General features: G+C 39.3%; 16 protein-coding genes. 13 read left to right on the top strand and 3 right to left on the bottom strand.

Features of this window, described 5'->3' with window-relative positions; all coding sequences use genetic code 11:
- The 4 genes from VJ937_RS02425 to gldN form a co-directional block, all read left to right on the top strand.
- Positions 1–742 (top strand): SUMF1/EgtB/PvdO family nonheme iron enzyme (locus VJ937_RS02425; RefSeq protein ID WP_324065318.1); only part of this gene is annotated, 742 nt, incomplete at its 5' end.
- Between the two features lie 10 nt (positions 743–752).
- A complete protein-coding gene (gldL, locus tag VJ937_RS02430) occupies positions 753–2,036 on the top strand; it encodes a gliding motility protein GldL (protein WP_324065319.1) in 1,284 nt (427 codons plus the stop codon).
- Between the two features lie 12 nt (positions 2,037–2,048).
- On the top strand, positions 2,049–3,659 hold the full coding sequence (gene gldM / locus VJ937_RS02435; protein WP_324065320.1) for a gliding motility protein GldM: 1,611 nt from the start codon (positions 2,049–2,051) through the stop codon (positions 3,657–3,659).
- Positions 3,660–3,702: 43 nt separating this feature from the next.
- Positions 3,703–4,548, top strand: coding sequence for a gliding motility protein GldN (gldN, locus tag VJ937_RS02440; RefSeq protein ID WP_324065321.1), 846 nt, complete (start codon positions 3,703–3,705; stop codon positions 4,546–4,548).
- Between the two features lie 41 nt (positions 4,549–4,589).
- Here the strand turns inward: gldN and VJ937_RS02445 are convergent, their stop codons facing one another.
- A complete protein-coding gene (locus VJ937_RS02445; protein ID WP_324065322.1) occupies positions 4,590–5,672 on the bottom strand; it encodes a mannose-1-phosphate guanylyltransferase in 1,083 nt (360 codons plus the stop codon).
- Positions 5,665–6,189 (bottom strand): hypothetical protein, encoded by a 525-nt coding sequence (locus VJ937_RS02450; protein ID WP_324065323.1) that lies wholly within the window; start codon positions 6,187–6,189, stop codon positions 5,665–5,667. Before VJ937_RS02450 ends, VJ937_RS02445 begins: the two co-directional genes overlap by 8 nt.
- Positions 6,190–6,538: 349 nt before the next feature.
- On the opposite strand from VJ937_RS02450, the gene VJ937_RS02455 reads away from it, so the two are divergent.
- The 6 genes from VJ937_RS02455 to VJ937_RS02480 are packed head-to-tail and all read left to right on the top strand — an operon-like array spanning position 6,539 to position 12,253.
- Positions 6,539–8,113, top strand: coding sequence for a tetrathionate reductase family octaheme c-type cytochrome (locus VJ937_RS02455; protein ID WP_324065324.1), 1,575 nt, complete (start codon positions 6,539–6,541; stop codon positions 8,111–8,113).
- A gap of 24 nt (positions 8,114–8,137) precedes the next feature.
- Positions 8,138–8,809, top strand: coding sequence for a cytochrome b/b6 domain-containing protein (locus tag VJ937_RS02460; RefSeq protein WP_057953487.1), 672 nt, complete (start codon positions 8,138–8,140; stop codon positions 8,807–8,809).
- A 4-nt stretch (positions 8,810–8,813) separates the two neighbouring features.
- Positions 8,814–9,872 carry a rhodanese-like domain-containing protein gene (locus VJ937_RS02465; RefSeq protein WP_057953488.1) on the top strand — a complete coding sequence of 353 codons (1,059 nt, stop codon included), beginning with the start codon at positions 8,814–8,816 and terminating at the stop codon, positions 9,870–9,872.
- A gap of 12 nt (positions 9,873–9,884) precedes the next feature.
- Positions 9,885–10,403, top strand: a complete 519-nt coding sequence (locus VJ937_RS02470; RefSeq protein WP_324065325.1) for a YeeE/YedE thiosulfate transporter family protein — start codon at positions 9,885–9,887, stop codon at positions 10,401–10,403.
- A 9-nt stretch (positions 10,404–10,412) separates the two neighbouring features.
- Positions 10,413–11,636, top strand: coding sequence for a rhodanese-like domain-containing protein (locus VJ937_RS02475; protein WP_324065326.1), 1,224 nt, complete (start codon positions 10,413–10,415; stop codon positions 11,634–11,636).
- A 29-nt stretch (positions 11,637–11,665) separates the two neighbouring features.
- Positions 11,666–12,253 carry a rhodanese-like domain-containing protein gene (locus tag VJ937_RS02480; protein WP_324065327.1) on the top strand — a complete coding sequence of 196 codons (588 nt, stop codon included), beginning with the start codon at positions 11,666–11,668 and terminating at the stop codon, positions 12,251–12,253.
- 28 nt (positions 12,254–12,281) lie between these two features.
- On the opposite strand, the gene VJ937_RS02485 is transcribed toward VJ937_RS02480, so the two are convergent.
- Complete coding sequence (locus VJ937_RS02485; RefSeq protein WP_324065328.1) at positions 12,282–13,580, bottom strand: lipopolysaccharide biosynthesis protein; 1,299 nt, start codon at positions 13,578–13,580, stop codon at positions 12,282–12,284.
- A gap of 380 nt (positions 13,581–13,960) precedes the next feature.
- Between VJ937_RS02485 and VJ937_RS02490 the strand changes: the two genes are divergently transcribed.
- From VJ937_RS02490 to VJ937_RS02500, 3 genes are all read left to right on the top strand, one after another.
- The gene (locus tag VJ937_RS02490; RefSeq protein ID WP_324065329.1) at positions 13,961–14,395 is read left to right on the top strand and encodes a hypothetical protein; all 435 of its coding nucleotides are present in this window, start codon (positions 13,961–13,963) and stop codon (positions 14,393–14,395) included.
- Positions 14,396–14,672: 277 nt separating this feature from the next.
- A complete protein-coding gene (locus tag VJ937_RS02495) occupies positions 14,673–15,005 on the top strand; it encodes a group II intron maturase-specific domain-containing protein (protein WP_324065330.1) in 333 nt (110 codons plus the stop codon).
- Positions 15,006–15,295: 290 nt separating this feature from the next.
- A partial coding sequence (locus tag VJ937_RS02500; RefSeq protein WP_324065331.1) for a type II toxin-antitoxin system HigB family toxin occupies positions 15,296–15,488 on the top strand: 193 nt, incomplete at its 3' end.

Here is a 15,488-nt window from a genome sequence, read left to right on the forward strand (position 1 = left end):
GCAGGACAGGTCCTCATTTATTATGGAAGAGTCTACCCCAATATATCCGGATACATTGGTTTGGATCAGTGATTTTTCATACTCTTACAACGAACCAATGGCCAATTCTTACTTTTATCATCCTACATATGATAATTATCCTGTTGTTGGCGTAAATTGGATTCAAGCCAAAGCTTTTGCCGTCTGGAGAACGAATATACTTAATGCGGCACAATCACGCAGAGGTGAGCCTAGTGTCCAGGATTATCAACTGCCAACTGAAGCCCAATGGGAAAGAGCCGCCAGAGGAGGTTTAGATCTTGTTCCATATCCATGGGGAGGATACTATACCAGAGATGGAGAGGGTTGCTTCCTTGCAAACTTCAAACCACTGCGCGGTGATTATACAGAAGATGGAGCACTCCGCACCCACGAAGTAGCTGCCTATAACCCTAATGATTTTGGACTATATGATATGGCTGGTAATGTTGCAGAATGGACTCGTAACGCCTTTGACGAATCGGCCTACACATTTACTCACGATATGGATCCGGAATATGAATACAGAGCCTTGGATAGTGATCCGCCAGTGTTAAAACGTAAAGTAGTAAGAGGTGGTTCATGGAAAGATATTGGATATTATTTGCAAAACGGAACACGTGCCTACGAATATCAGGATACAGCAAAATCATACATCGGTTTTAGATGTGTGCGCTCATATATGGGTAGTGGTCAAGACGCCCCTAGTTCTAATGTTTACTAAATTTTAGGTTATGACATTATCGGAATTTGTTGAAAGTAAAACGTATAAGACAATAATGAAATATGTATACGGCTGGGGCGCATCTATAGTGCTAGCCGGTGCATTATTCAAAATCCAGCACTACCCTGGCGCAGGCGCTATGCTTGTAGCAGGTATGAGTACTGAGGTTTTGATTTTCTTCTTGTCTGCTTTCGAGCCTTTACATGAAGAACCGGACTGGACACTGGTTTATCCTGAATTGGCTGGAATGACTAATGATCTGGACGATGATTTGCCCCGTCAGGATTATGGTATCCAACGTGATAGCAGATTGTTTAATGTTTCAGAAGCACCACCAGCTCCTACACAAGCTGCACCCGCACAGCAAGCTACTGCTCCTCAAGGGAGTGGCGAAGCACAGCCGCAGGGTGGAGTTCCGGCAGGAGGAGGCTACCCGCCTGCAGGTGGACAAAGAACATATGCGCTTGAGCGATTTGATGAGCTACTTGAAAAAGCAGAACTCGGGCCGGACCTCTTTGTTAAAATGGGTGAAGGAATACAAAGGCTTTCAAATACTGCAGAAGACCTGAATAAAATGCAGGATGTTGTTGCTGCCAATGAAAATTATGCTGCGAATATGAATAATGCATCAGAATCAGCACGTCAGCTATCTGAAACATTTAATTCATCAAGTGATGTGGTTCAAAGCTCTAGCAGCTCAATGAGTGAAGCTTCATTGAAAGCTGCCGAGAAAATGGAACAAACAGGTGATGATTTATCCAGTGCAGCAAAAGAAAGTGCTGAAACTATTAAGCATTCCTTTACGGAGGCCTCGAAAAACAGTGCAGCAAAAATTGAGCAATCATTTGATGGCTTCTCTGATGCTGCTAAATCGAGCTCCGAAAATCTTGCCCAAAATGCCGAGAAAGCTGGCCAGCATTTATTAAATGCAGCTAATGAGACAGGTAGTGTATTGAGTCAAAGCTACCAGCAGCTCATTTCTGAGATGGAATCCAGTATGCAAAACCTGAAATCAGGAAATCAGTCCTATATTGAACAGATAGATGTTCAAAATAAACATCTTACTGCCTTAAATTCAATATATGAACTGCAAATGCAAAATCTGAATCAACAGAATGAGCAATCTCAGGAGCTTTATAGTAAAGCTAATCAGGCAATAGAAAACATGAGTGCTGCAGTTGGTGACACTCAAAAATATAAAGAAGAATTGAATAAATTAAATGATAATCTTGCCGCATTGAATAATGTTTATGGTAATATGTTATCATCATTCAATCTTAACGTAAACGAATAAGCTTATTGTATTATGGCAGGTGGCAAAGAAACTCCCCGGCAGAAGATGATAGGAATGATGTATTTATTCCTCACGGCAATGCTTGCACTGAATGTTTCAAAGGAAGTTTTGCACTCTTTTGTACTTGTAAACGATAGCCTTTCCGCAACAGTAGATAATTTTACTGAAAAAAATAAAAGTATTTATGATGATTTCGAGAAACAAGCCTCAATGAACGAGGAAAAGGTTGGTAAGTGGAGAGATCTCGCCAATCAGGTTAAGGCAAAGTCTAATGAAATCAATGAATACATAAAAGAGTTGAAAGTTGAGGTAGTACAGGCTGCTGATGGAGATGATGCTCCAGCTATCACTGAAGATGGTGATATCATTGCCGAAAAAATAGAAGCAAAAGACAATCTTGACGTTGGTGGTGAAGTTATGGTCGTCAAAGGTCGAGGACCCGTCCTTAAAGAGAAAATTATTAAGTTTCGTGAGTTTTTGCTCGAAAACACAGATCCGAGCCATACTTTTATTAGAAAGTCTATTAATAAGAATTTAAATACCGATGATCCGCCGGCAGAAGAAGGTGCTCAGGTTTCCTGGACTTCTCACCATTTTTCCCATATGCCGCTTGCTGCCGTATTAACTATGTTAACCAAAACACAGTCAGATATTCGTAATGCCGAAGCAGACATTTTACGTTACTTTTACGGGCAAATAAGTGCTCAGGATTTTAAGTTTAATGATCTTGAACCAGTTGTGCTGCCTACAAAGAGTAATTATGTGCTTAAAGGTACTGAATATGAGGCCGAGGTATTTATTGCCGCTCAGGATACTACCCAAAAACCCAGTATTTATATCGGCGATTACCAGCAGAATGAAGATGGAAAATACAGTATGGTTGGAAGCTATGATTCGCTTGAAATAAAAAATGGGCGCGGAATTTATAAGACAAGAACAAATACCAGAGGGGACAAAGAATGGGGTGGTCTTATAGCTATGCGGGCCCCGGATGGTTCAATACAGCAGTTCCCCTTTGAGGCACAATATAAAGTAGAAGTTCCCACAGCTATTATTAGTGCAAGTGCAAACCGGGTTTTCTATTATGGGGTTGCGAATCCTTTGGAAGTTTCAGTTCCTGGTCTGCGGAAAGATCAATTAAAGCCGACAGCTACTAACGCACGAATTGTATCCCATAGGGGTGGTTATGCTGTGAAACCAAGTAAAAAGGGTGGAAAAATTAAGGTGAGCCTTTATGCTGATATCGATAACCAGAGAAAATTGATAGGTAGTAGTACCTTTAGTGTGAAGCAAATTCCACCACCAACTCCTGTATTGCAGCCCATTAACGTTAAATTTGGAGATATTGCAAAAGGAGAGCTGGGCTTTGCAGACCGTGTTGATGCCAAACTTGAAGGCTTTATAATGGAAGATATTAATTATAAAGTTATAAGTTTTACAGTCAGCACTACAGATGAAGGATTTACGGTTGATGAAGAAATCAACGGAGCACGTTTTAATCAAGCTGTAACACAGATGATTCAGAAAGCCAGTCGTAATCAGAAAATTACTTTTGAAGATATTAAAGCTGAAGGACCTGATGGTATTAAGGAGTTGAGTCCCATGGTCTTCACTATTAAATAATATGAAAATAGTTAAAGAAAATTAAAAATTAAACGATAAACACATGAAAAAATTAGTGCTTTTCTCATTTACATTTGCCTTGTTATTTTCTTTATTGCCTACAAATGAGGCAAAAGCACAGGTTCTTGACGGTATTTATGAGAAAGAACATGTGCCTAGCAGACGTCCTGTTCCATATGCACAATTGCGCGAAGCCGACGTGATGTGGAAAAAACGCGTATGGCGCTGTATCGATTTACGTCAAAAAATGAATTTCCATTTTTATTATCCGATCAATCGTATCAATGAGCGTATGAACCTTACAAACCTACTGGTTTATGGACAAACCCATGAAGGAGTTGTATTATATGATGCTGATGAAAACGATCGTTTCACAACAATTCTTACCACCTCTGAAATCGAAGGAAAATTTGATGCAGGGACACAAGAGCGTAAGATTGTGCAGGATGATGGAACCGAGATAGTTAAAGAGTTTTATCAGCCAATTAATTATGCAGAGGTAAAACAAATTTGGCTAAAAGAGGAGTGGTTTTTTGACAGGCAACGCTCCAAAATGGAAGTACGCATCCTGGGAATCATGCCTATACGTTTCACCGAGGATCCAAATACAGGCGAACTGCAAAAAATACGTTTATTTTGGGCATATTTCCCTGCCGTAAGGCCAATTTTAGCCAATCATGAGGTATTTAATCGTTTTAATGATGCAAAACGACGTACGTACGATGATATTTTCTTCAAAAGATTTTTTGATAGCTATATTGTGAAAGAATCGAATGTATATGAAGATAGGCGTATTGCAGAATACCGTGATGGCCGCATGGCATTGTGGGAAGCACAAAAAATTAAAAAAGAGATGTTTAATTATGAGCAGGATCTCTGGTCATATTAGAATATATCAAAGCTTAAAAAAGGCCCTGTACGGGCCTTTTTTTATATATTTTCCTCTCCTTTTTTAAACTTAATATCATTTACAATTTCCCGAATCTTATCTTCCTCAGACCGTTTACATATTAATAAAGAATCATAAGTCTCGGCAACCACATAATCTTCTAAACCCTGAATGGCTGTAATTTTATTATCTGTGGTAGTTATCAGTGTGTTGTGTGTGTCGTATGTGAGTATGTTTTGATGATTTGTGACGTTGTGATCATCGTTTTTTTCTTTATTATCGAAAAGATTGCTCCACGTGCCCAGGTCCGACCAGCCAAAATCTGCACAATATACATATACATTTTCGGCCTTTTCCATTATTCCGTAGTCAATCGATATGTTTTTGCACCCGGAATAAATTCTGCTAATAAAATTTTCCTCTTCCTTAGTATTATATACTTCCCTGTTCTCAGCAAAAAGCTCTTGTATTTCAGGTAGGTGGAGTTCAAAAGCGTATGTAATATCTTTTAATTTCCACATGTAAATACCGGCATTCCAGAAAAATTCGCCACTCTCAATAAAGAACTTAGCCAACTCCTTATCAGGTTTTTCTGTGAAATTTTTAACTTTTGCTATTCCTTCGTTTTGTGACGTATCTTCAATTTGAATATAACCATAATTCGTTTCCGCTCTGGAGGGATTTATGCCAATTGATAGTAACGCATCTTCCTTTTCAATAAAGTCTATTCCGTCATTAATTACTTTAACAAATTTCTCTTCATTTAGAATCAGATGGTCAGCCGGGGTTACAATAATTGAGGCTTCCGGATTGATAGCTCTAATTCGCTCATTGGCAAAAGCAATACATGGTGCTGTGTTGCGTCTTGTGGGTTCAACAAGGGTCTGACTATCATTAATCTCTGGAATTTGTTCTTGAACAAGGTTTTTGAATAGAAAGCCGGTGACAATAAATATGTTTTCTTTGGGGCAAACTTTTGCCATTCTGTTGTATGTCATCTGGAGTAGCGTAGAACCCGTGTCTAACAAGTCGATAAATTGTTTGGGGCGATTTTGTCTGCTTAATGGCCAGAATCGTCTGTCAATACCTCCTGCCATAATTACGCAAAAAAGATTATTATTCATTGTCTTTTTTATTTTTCGTGCTACTTTTTACATCCTCCAACTCTTCTTCTTTCATGAATGTTTTCATTAGGAGAATTGTCCAGCCCGTGTTTCTGTTATACCCAAGCCTTTGCATTCTTATTTGTTTTTTCTCGAAATAAATTTTCATAAAAATACTACGGTAGGTATTATTGCCGGTGCCTTCCCAGGCTTCTAGCCCATTAACATTTTCCACTATATCAAAAGGCTTTCGAATCATATTGAATCTATGATCATAACTTACCAGGCAGCTGTTTCCTGCCGAATCAAGAATGATTTGAAGTGCCAGAATGCCTTTAAGTCTTTGGATGTGTTTTTTTTCAGCCCCATTCATAATGTCCATGATCAGTAAACTATCCCCTTTTGTATATTCTAATGTTATGGATTTGTCTTCGAGCTGAAATTGGGGCGAGCAATTCTCGAGTTTGTTTTTGTACATCTTTTGCGCCTGGATTGCAGTGCCCGATAATACAATTAGAAAAACCAGTAAAGCCTTCATTGATTATTTATTTTCTATAAAAACAAAGATAATGTTTTCTGAAAGCTAATGCAATTTTCACTTAGTCAAAGGGCTGATTACTCCTTTCAACCTGCACCAACTGTATATTAGGATAACGAGCTTTTTTAGATTAAGTAAAAATTACTGTTATTTTTATATCTCTACATATTTCGAAACCCGCATATTTAAATCGGTTTGGTTGCATATAGTATATTAATATCCAAATATCCGTTTTTTAGATTCGCTTTTACGCAGTATATTTGATATAACAAAAATATTACAGAAAATCTTATTGAAATTTCATGCTTGTATTTTTAAAAATTGAAAATTGAATTAAAGCAGTTATCCAATGAAAAAACTAATCCATATTTTATTCATTGTTCTAGTACCGCAAATAATAATTGCGGTATTAATCTACAACTATCAGAATATTAAGAATGAAGGTAACCTTGAAGAATTGCAAGAAGCATATGCACAGGTTCCTCAGTCATCAGTAGATCATGCTGAGTTTGCTGTTTTGCAGCAAGATTTTGAAACTCCACATGAAGTAACTGAGGCATGTTTGTCATGTCATACTGAGCGGGGGCAGGAGTTACTTAAAAGTTCACATTTTAATTGGGAAAGAGAGACGTTTATACCCGGCAGAGGTGTTGTTTATCTGGGTAAAAATAATTTGATCAATAACTTTTGTACTGGTATAGCCGGAAGTGAACAGACATGTACGCGTTGCCATGCTGGATTTGGGTACTATGATACAACGTATAATTTTCATAATGAAAAGAATGTAGATTGCCTGGTATGTCATGATAATAGTGGGATCTATAAAAAAGCCAAGGGTAGCGCAGGATATCCGGCAATGGGAGAAAATGCTCCAGATTATGGTGCTATAGCCCACCATATTGGCAGGCCAAACAAGCAAAATTGCGGTGTGTGCCATTTTTACAGTGCTGGCGGAAATAATGTAAAGCACGGGCAACTTGAAAAGGCCTTATTAAATACAACAAAAGATGTGGATGTACATATGGCTCAAAATGGTCTTGACATGGAATGTGTGGACTGTCACAGTGCTGAGAATCATGTAATGAAAGGTCGTTATTATGGTATTTCATCCAGGGATTATAACCGGGCAACCTGCGAGCAATGTCACAATGACCGACCACACGAAGACGACATTATAAATGAGCATACTATTAAAGTAGCTTGCCAGACCTGTCATATACCTGAATATGCCAAGGTAAATGCAACTAAAATGTATTGGGATTGGTCTACAGCTTGCGATTTAAAAGATGGTAATCCATACTATGAACTCGATTCAATGGGCAATAAAGCCTATCTTTCAATTAAGGGTAGTTTTACATGGAAACGAAATGTAAAACCCGATTATAAGTTCTTTAACGGAACAGCAGATCATTATTTATTAACCGATGTCGTTGATACTTTCCCTGTACAAATCAATACACTTTTTGGTTCTTATGACGACAGAGAATCGAAAATTTGGCCGGTGAAAATTCACCGGGGCAAACAACCTTATGATCCCCAGCAAAAACGTATACTGCAGGCTAAACTGTGGGATCCTGAACCGGGAAATGGTGCTTTGTGGGTCGATTTTGACTGGGATGCTTCGCTTAAAGCAGGTATGGAATACATTGGCCTGCCATATAGCGGTGAATACGAATTTGTTGAGACAGAAATGTATCTTCCATTGAACCACATGGTATCGCCTGCCACCAAATCGGTTTCATGTGCAGAATGCCATAACCGTGATAATAGCCGTATGGCAGGGCTGAGTGGTTTCTATATGCCCGGAAGAGACCGAAATAACATGCTCGATTTAATCGGATGGATACTGGTACTGGGTTCCCTGGCAGGGGTAATTGTGCATGGAGGAATTCGAATTGCAATAAATAGAAAACAAAATCATTAGGCAATAACCTGAAAGGCATAAAAAATGAAAAAAGTATATATCTATAAAAGTTTTGAACGTTTTTGGCACTGGTCCCAGGCCATGTTAATTATTTTTCTCGCCATTACAGGCTTCGAAATACATGGCTCGCTGGATTTATTTGGTTTTGAGCTGGCGGTAAAGTATCATAATGTTGCTGCAATTGCTTTCATTATTCTGATTGTTTTCACCATTTTTTGGCACTTTACAACCGGTGAATGGAAACAGTATTTACCCACAACTAAAAATCTCCAGGCCCAAATACGTTACTATATTACCGGAATATTTCAGAATGCACCGCACCCGACACGAAAAACTACCCTTAGCAAACTTAATCCACTACAAAGGCTGGTTTATCTGGGATTGAAGGTTTTTATAATTCCTTTGATGGTTGTTTCCGGATTGTTGTTTTTGTTTTACCGTTACCCGCAAAAGGGCGATATTGAATATATAAATGTGGACGGGCTTGAAAATATAGCTTATCTGCATACTTTTGGCGCCTTTCTGCTGCTGGCCTTTTTAGTTGTACACCTTTACCTTATTACTACAGGCCATACAGTAACATCGAACTTAAAAGCAATGATTACAGGTTATGAAGAGCTCGAAGAGGAAGGTGAAGATATGGTCTCGGGCACAGAAACAGAAGCAAAAACTGAGGAAAATAATTCTAAATCATAATACCATGAAGAAACTATTCATATTCATACTGATTATTGCTGCTTTTGCGGCATGTCAGACCGAAAACAAATCAAAAGACAATAGTGCTGAATCAGCTGACCGGTTCAGTATTGTGATGAGCTATCTGGAAAGTAACGGAAATTATATAAACAGTGCTTCCATACCATCAATTATAAGCGCAAAAAAGCTTTATGGGCTTTTGGATCGCAATACACTGGTAATTGATATTCGCAAAGAGCCTCATTACCAGGATGGACATATTGCGGGAGCTGTAAATGTTAAATATAGCAACCTGTTAAATTATTTTGAAAAGAATATTGACCCTGCTTCATTTGATGTGATAGCAATCGCATGTTATTCGGGCCAATCTGCCGGCTTTGCTACAAGCTTGTTGAGGCTTTTGGGCTACGACAATGTTTATTCGCTTAAATGGGGTATGAGTTCGTGGAAAAAGAAATTTGCTGACATGAAGTGGTCCAAAAAGACCAGTAACAAATATTTGGATGCCATTACAACAGAAAGTAAACCAAAAGCTGAATTTGGAGAATATCCTAAAATTATGTCCGAAGACAGCATGGCTTACAATATAATTCGTAAGAGAGCGCATAAAATGTTTAAAAATGGTTTTCGTCATTATGCAGTCAAGAATAATGTACTGTTTGAACAACCTGAATCATTTTATATAATCAACTACTGGCCGGAAAAGTTTTATAAAAAAGGACATATTCCCGGAGCCATACAGTATACGCCAAAAAAATCATTAGACAGGGCGTCGTATCTTCAAACATTGCCCGTTGATAAACCTGTTGTTCCTTATTGTTTTACAGGCCAGCACAGTGCTTATGTTACCGCATATTTAGCATTGATAGGGTATGAGGCCAGGACACTGCTATACGGTGCAAATGGCTTTATGCATGATATGTTGGTTAATGAAATTGGTCATGCCTTTACCGAAAAGCAGGTAATGGATTATCCAACAAGTAAAGACCAATCGCAGACCAGGCCAAAAGCAAAGAAAGAAGAGAAATCAGAATCTACCGTCAGTGTTTCGGGTGGATGCTAAAATAAAACTAGTATGAGTCAACAAGGAAAAAAATACATGAACCCATACCTGGCAGGAGTGTCCTTAGGATTGCTCCTGTTGGCCACTTTTTATATTGCGGGGCATGGTTTGGGCGCAAGTGGCGCTGTTAAGCAATTTACGGTTGCTGCAGTAGATGAGGTAGCGCCTGCACACACAGCAGATAATAGCTTTTATGCACCCTATGCCGGAGAAGATTACAGCATGTGGGATAACTGGATTGTTTTTATGTTTATGGGCATGGTGATCGGTGGTTTTATTTCAGGCGCTGTATCAGACAGGTTAGGATTTAAAATAGAGAAAGGACCACGCATTGGCAACGCGACCAGGCTACTGTTTGCGCTAACCGGTGGAGTACTGTTCGGAATCGGATCGCAGCTTGCCAAAGGGTGCACCAGCGGTGCGGCATTGAGCGGTATGGCGGCCCTGTCGGCATCTGGTTTTATAGCCATGCTGGCCATTTTTGGAGTAGGCTTTATTGTATCAATATTTTTTAAACGTCTTTGGAAATAAATTTATAATATGGGACCATTAATACCTTATGGAATTATAAACCCGGAATGGACAATGCCGATCATTTTTTTAATTGGTTTAGGCTTTGGAATGATTCTGGAACAGGCAGGTTTCTCATCGTCGCGAAAACTTGTTGGTACATTCTTCGGATACGACTTTGTTGTGCTGAAAGTATTCTTTACAGCGGCCATTACAGCGATCATTGGTATCATTTTTATGGACTTTTTCGGTTTATTAGATACTTCAGTGATTTTTGTACATTCCAATTTTTTAAACAGCACGCTTGTTGGTGGAGCAATTATGGGGGTTGGCTTTTTGCTGGGTGGATTTTGCCCGGGCACCAGTGTAGCTGCAGGATCAATCGGTAAAGTTGATGCGCTTGTTTTTATTGGAGGTCTTTTTATTGGTGTGTTTATTTTTGGCGAGTTTTACGGAACTTTTGATGGGCTGTTTTCAGGCCACTATTTTGATCGCGAAAAAATATATACCCTGATCGGATTGGACAAAGGCACATTTGTATTCTGGCTAATTATTATCGCACTTTTTGCTTTTGCCATTGCAGGTTTCCTTGAAAGTAAAGTAAGCAACGAAGCATTAAAACCGGCCGATGTAAAATACGAGGGCTATGGACTGGAAGTACTTTTATTGTTTGCCATTGCTGTTACCATTGCTTTTATGCCCGGTAAGTCGGTAAATACTTTTAATGAACTTGATGAAAGCAAGGTGTATCAAAAGAGTCTTAACGATGCCCACAGAGTAAGTAGCGAAGAGCTTGCGTTTAATATTTTGCACGAAGTTGATGATATAAACATCATTGATGTACGCAGCGAAGCAGATTTTAACCAGTTTCATTTACCCGGGGCCATAAATATTCCTTATCCCGAAATTACTAAAGCTCAATTTGCAGAAACTTTTAACAATATAATGGGTAAAAACATCCTGGTGTCGAATGGCGGGGTAACGGCAGAAAAGGCATGGCTCATCGTCACCAGAATGGGCTTTCAGCATAACTATGTGCTCAATGGAGGTTTAAATAAGTTCATTAACGATATTTTTTATGCGCCAAAGCCCGACCCTGATGTAATTAAGATGGAAATTCACCATCAGTACCGATTCCGTCAAAGAGCGGCTAAAGTATTTAAAGAAGGCGAAGCTAAAAAGATCGTTTCTGATAAAAAAGTTGAGGTACCCCAGAAAAAGCAACAACCAGTGCAGATCAGCGGTGGGTGCTGATATTATGTTTATAAAAAAATATGTAAATTATGAATAGTCTAAGAAGTACCAGCCTTGTAATATTTGCACTCATCATATTAGGTGCAATTATACGCAGCCTGATTCCTGCTGATTATGATGTCACAGCAGAAGAGACTGTAAGTCACGACGCTAAAAAGGCAGCGATGAGTTACCTTGCATTTTACAAAAAGTATAATAGCAAACAAATAAACCAATATCAAATCATTGATATTCGCGATAAATATGCTTTTGATAAAGATCATATTCCCGGGGCTGTCAATATTCCTTATGCAGAACTGTTAAAAAAATCGGGCCTTTCGCAAATAAATAAAAAACCAGTGTTGGTATATGGCCAACAAGAAGCAACAAGCGCTGCAGCTAAGCTGATGTTGTTTCAACTTGGGTTTGAAAATGTAAATTATTTGCCCGGGAATTTTCAAACAATAAAGCAATTTGTACTTGAGGAATTTGATCCGGTTCACAGTTTTTACAGTGCCGAAAAGAAGCAATACAATTATCAAAACTATATTCGCACCAATCAGCAAGCGGCTGGGCAGGCACCACAAAAACAAACAGATACTCCCACGGAAACAATTAATGTATCGGGTGGATGCTAAACTGAGGCGCTTTTTCGGAGAATTATTTTCAGATATGATAATTTGTATTGGGATTAGTTGCTATGCGCAGCAGGTAGAAATATAGGAATACATTAAAACCAATACTTACCAGGCTAAACAGCCCGACGGTAATTAAAACATGATCGAACCATAATATTCCGGCACCCAATGCCAGCATGCGACCTATAAGAAGTGCAAGTTGGTATAGTGTGCCGGCTTTTTGTTTGTTGAGCATCGTCAGCAAGCTTGTAGCCGGGTTATTAATAAAACTGATAAAGTAAAAGGGCACGAGTACCTGGGTCATAAAACCTGTGGACATATAATCATCTGAAAGGACCAAATCGAACAGCCAGGGGGCTGTAAAGAGTAAAAATGCAAAGGGTATAAGCCCTATTCGGAACATATTGCGGTACATCTTTTTAACAAATGCCTTTAAATCGCGCCCGCCATGCATTATATCCGATGTTTCGCGATAAAAAACCTGACCTACAGAGTTGGCCACCATGCCCATTGGGGTATTCACAATTTTATTAGACATACCAAAATCACCCGAAGCCCCGGCACCAAAAAAGCGCGTAAGCATGAATACCGGTAACTGGCTGGAGAGGTTATTCAAAAAACTAATAAGAGTATCGTACAGCGGCATGTCTTTATAGCGGCGGGCTAACCGGCCAATATCGCCCCTGGCATATACAAAGCAGGCAGGGTCGTTTTTCATTGTATAAAAAATCAGCAATGCTGCACTTATAACCTGTGCAATGATAAGTCCGTAAAGCAATCCGTCTGCAGTAAAACCTAAAAAACCAAACAGGCTTTGTGTTACAACTAAAACCACACCTTTCGAAATACGGCCATAAGTTATTTGGCGATATTTTTTCAGCCGGTTTAAATAAAACATGAAAGTTTCAAAAAGCCCCAACAAAAAGGTGCTGATGGGCACAAAATAAAGCCAATCGGCCAGGTTTGGGTTTTCGATCAGTTTGCTTACAGCGGGGTGTATGGCCAATATGATGAGGAAAAGTAAAACGGATACACCAAGGCTGATAAAAGTGTTAAATGCCAACAGCGCCCTTGCGTCAGACTCTTTTTTAGGAAGCAGCAGGGCATAATGGTATTGCAGGTTGGAAATGATTTTGGTGAGTAAAATTATGCTGGAATAAATGAAATAGACGTCGAAAATTATTTTTGGATATATGCGTGTAAGCAAGGGGAAAATGAGAATGGGCAAAGCCTGACCGATTGCTGTACCACTAAACAGGCTGCCAACATTGCGCCAGAATGGATCCTGTAATGCTTTTCTGATTTTTTTCCTGAAGTGTTGCACCATTGCACGCATTTTGACGAAAATACGCAAAATTTGTCGAATCCCGCAAATCAAACCAATGCTATTGCATGGCTGTTAACGCTTCCTGACAACATTTACTCCCGCCAGCCCTTTTGCATCGCTTAGTGTTCGACATTTCGGTAATTTACTGTATCTCAGCAAGGGTTCAAGTTAAGGGAATAACATATTTTTTCAGAGCCATTGACTTTACAGCAAACTTTGTTACATTTGGATAATAGTCGTTAGCGTTTTATTGCACGTTTAGTAAAAACAGATAACCGAACACCAAATGTTCGCTTATCTCCGGGAAATGGAATGCTAAATGCAATAATTGCGTGGATATAGTCAATAGCCAAACGTTGGGGCTAATTTGAAAAAACGAAATGACAGGAATACTTAAATTTCTTACCGTAGGACTTTGGATAGTGATCCTGACAGTTTGGATTGGTGTTCTTTGGGTTGGTATTCCAGTAGACGTTTCGGACGATGTCACACGTGGAATTGTCGAATCGGCAACTGAACATATGAAGGACGCTACAACAACTAGAAGAATAAACACGACTCTAGCGTTGATACCAGCATTGATAATTTTCGGACTTGTGATTTATGGAATTCGGAAAATGAACAATCGACTCTTCTATATCGGAATGACACTCACAATAATTCCACTTCTGACCATTGGAATACTTGGATTAACTCAAGAATCAGAAATGCCATACAAGAACATTATAATAACAGTCATTGCGGTTCCATTGACATTTGGACTTGTAAAAGGACTGAAAGAAATATTTAGCGGACAGAAAATGGAACTGAAGTAGAATAAAAAAACTAGCTATAACAACGCATATGGCTTATGGCGGGTGAACGGCTATCAGCAAGGTTTTCGCTCCGTAGCAAGCTTTGGTTTCGGTGGACAATAAAGTGCTTAGAAACCCTGCACTACGCATAGTGCACCAAGAAGCGACACATCGGCGTAAAACAGTGTTGCCCCGCAAGAGCGGGACAGGCTATGCTTTAGTTGAGATGGAGGAGTCTGACAAGGTCGGATGACCCACCAGAGTCATTTTGCAGGAAAGGGCTCTAAACCGCCTAAAGGTGATTTGGTTAATAGCCATTGTACTGAACGATTCAAAGAATCTGCACCACAGTGCAGCAGGTAAAAAGAATAGCAAAACCTGCAACAGCATCGTAGGAGTTGCCCAGAAAATGAATCCATCAATACGGGGTTGGGTCAACTATTACAGACACTTTAATATTTGGAAACTCCACAAAGTCTTCCGATTGCTGCATAAACGCCTGGTGCGATGGGCACGTAGAAAGTACAAACGCTACAAGAATAGTCTTCGCAAAGCCTACAAATGGCTGAAGACAGTAAGGAAACAAATTCCGTACTTATTCTATCATTGGGAATTAGGATTTTCTATTTAACTTGTTGCAGATTTATGTATGACAAGAGTCCGCCAGCTGGCGGAGAAACTATCACAGCCTGTCCCGATTATTTCACCGGGATACGGTTCTGGCGCCTATGCTGAAGCTACGGCGTAAGCATGTGAGAGACCTGGGGTGAAATTTCCCCTTGTCTACTCGACTAAGCGGACCGTTAGCGAACATAGCAGCGGGCGAAAATTTACACAAGGATTTGAATAAAACGGAGCAAAAAGTTCTATAGAATGTGAAACTATTATTCGTATATTTGCGTTATATAAAGCGAATTGATTTTGGAGTTATTAAGGAAAAATAGACTTGTAAAGCTAAAGAGGAAGAATCGGGGAAATAATAAATTGATTGATGAAATCGATAAGTTAATCTCAGATATAGAAAATGCAAATTGGTCAAAACCAACAGAGATTAAAGAAACGCGACCAGATGCAGACTGTGTTCACAGCGATGGATTTTATTTCTTTGATATAC

This window comes from Salinivirga sp., assembly GCF_035268865.1.
GTDB lineage: Bacteria > Bacteroidota > Bacteroidia > Bacteroidales > Salinivirgaceae > Salinivirga.

Coding starts and splice junctions, on each gene's coding strand:
- gldL (WP_324065319.1), top strand. CDS start 753: ATGACATTATCGGAATTTGTTGAAAGTAAAACGTATAAGACAATAATG.
- gldM (WP_324065320.1), top strand. CDS start 2,049: ATGGCAGGTGGCAAAGAAACTCCCCGGCAGAAGATGATAGGAATGATG.
- gldN (WP_324065321.1), top strand. CDS start 3,703: ATGAAAAAATTAGTGCTTTTCTCATTTACATTTGCCTTGTTATTTTCT.
- VJ937_RS02445 (WP_324065322.1), bottom strand. CDS start 5,672: ATGAATAATAATCTTTTTTGCGTAATTATGGCAGGAGGTATTGACAGA.
- VJ937_RS02450 (WP_324065323.1), bottom strand. CDS start 6,189: ATGAAGGCTTTACTGGTTTTTCTAATTGTATTATCGGGCACTGCAATC.
- VJ937_RS02455 (WP_324065324.1), top strand. CDS start 6,539: ATGAAAAAACTAATCCATATTTTATTCATTGTTCTAGTACCGCAAATA.
- VJ937_RS02460 (WP_057953487.1), top strand. CDS start 8,138: ATGAAAAAAGTATATATCTATAAAAGTTTTGAACGTTTTTGGCACTGG.
- VJ937_RS02465 (WP_057953488.1), top strand. CDS start 8,814: ATGAAGAAACTATTCATATTCATACTGATTATTGCTGCTTTTGCGGCA.
- VJ937_RS02470 (WP_324065325.1), top strand. CDS start 9,885: ATGAGTCAACAAGGAAAAAAATACATGAACCCATACCTGGCAGGAGTG.
- VJ937_RS02475 (WP_324065326.1), top strand. CDS start 10,413: ATGGGACCATTAATACCTTATGGAATTATAAACCCGGAATGGACAATG.
- VJ937_RS02480 (WP_324065327.1), top strand. CDS start 11,666: ATGAATAGTCTAAGAAGTACCAGCCTTGTAATATTTGCACTCATCATA.
- VJ937_RS02485 (WP_324065328.1), bottom strand. CDS start 13,580: ATGGTGCAACACTTCAGGAAAAAAATCAGAAAAGCATTACAGGATCCA.
- VJ937_RS02490 (WP_324065329.1), top strand. CDS start 13,961: ATGACAGGAATACTTAAATTTCTTACCGTAGGACTTTGGATAGTGATC.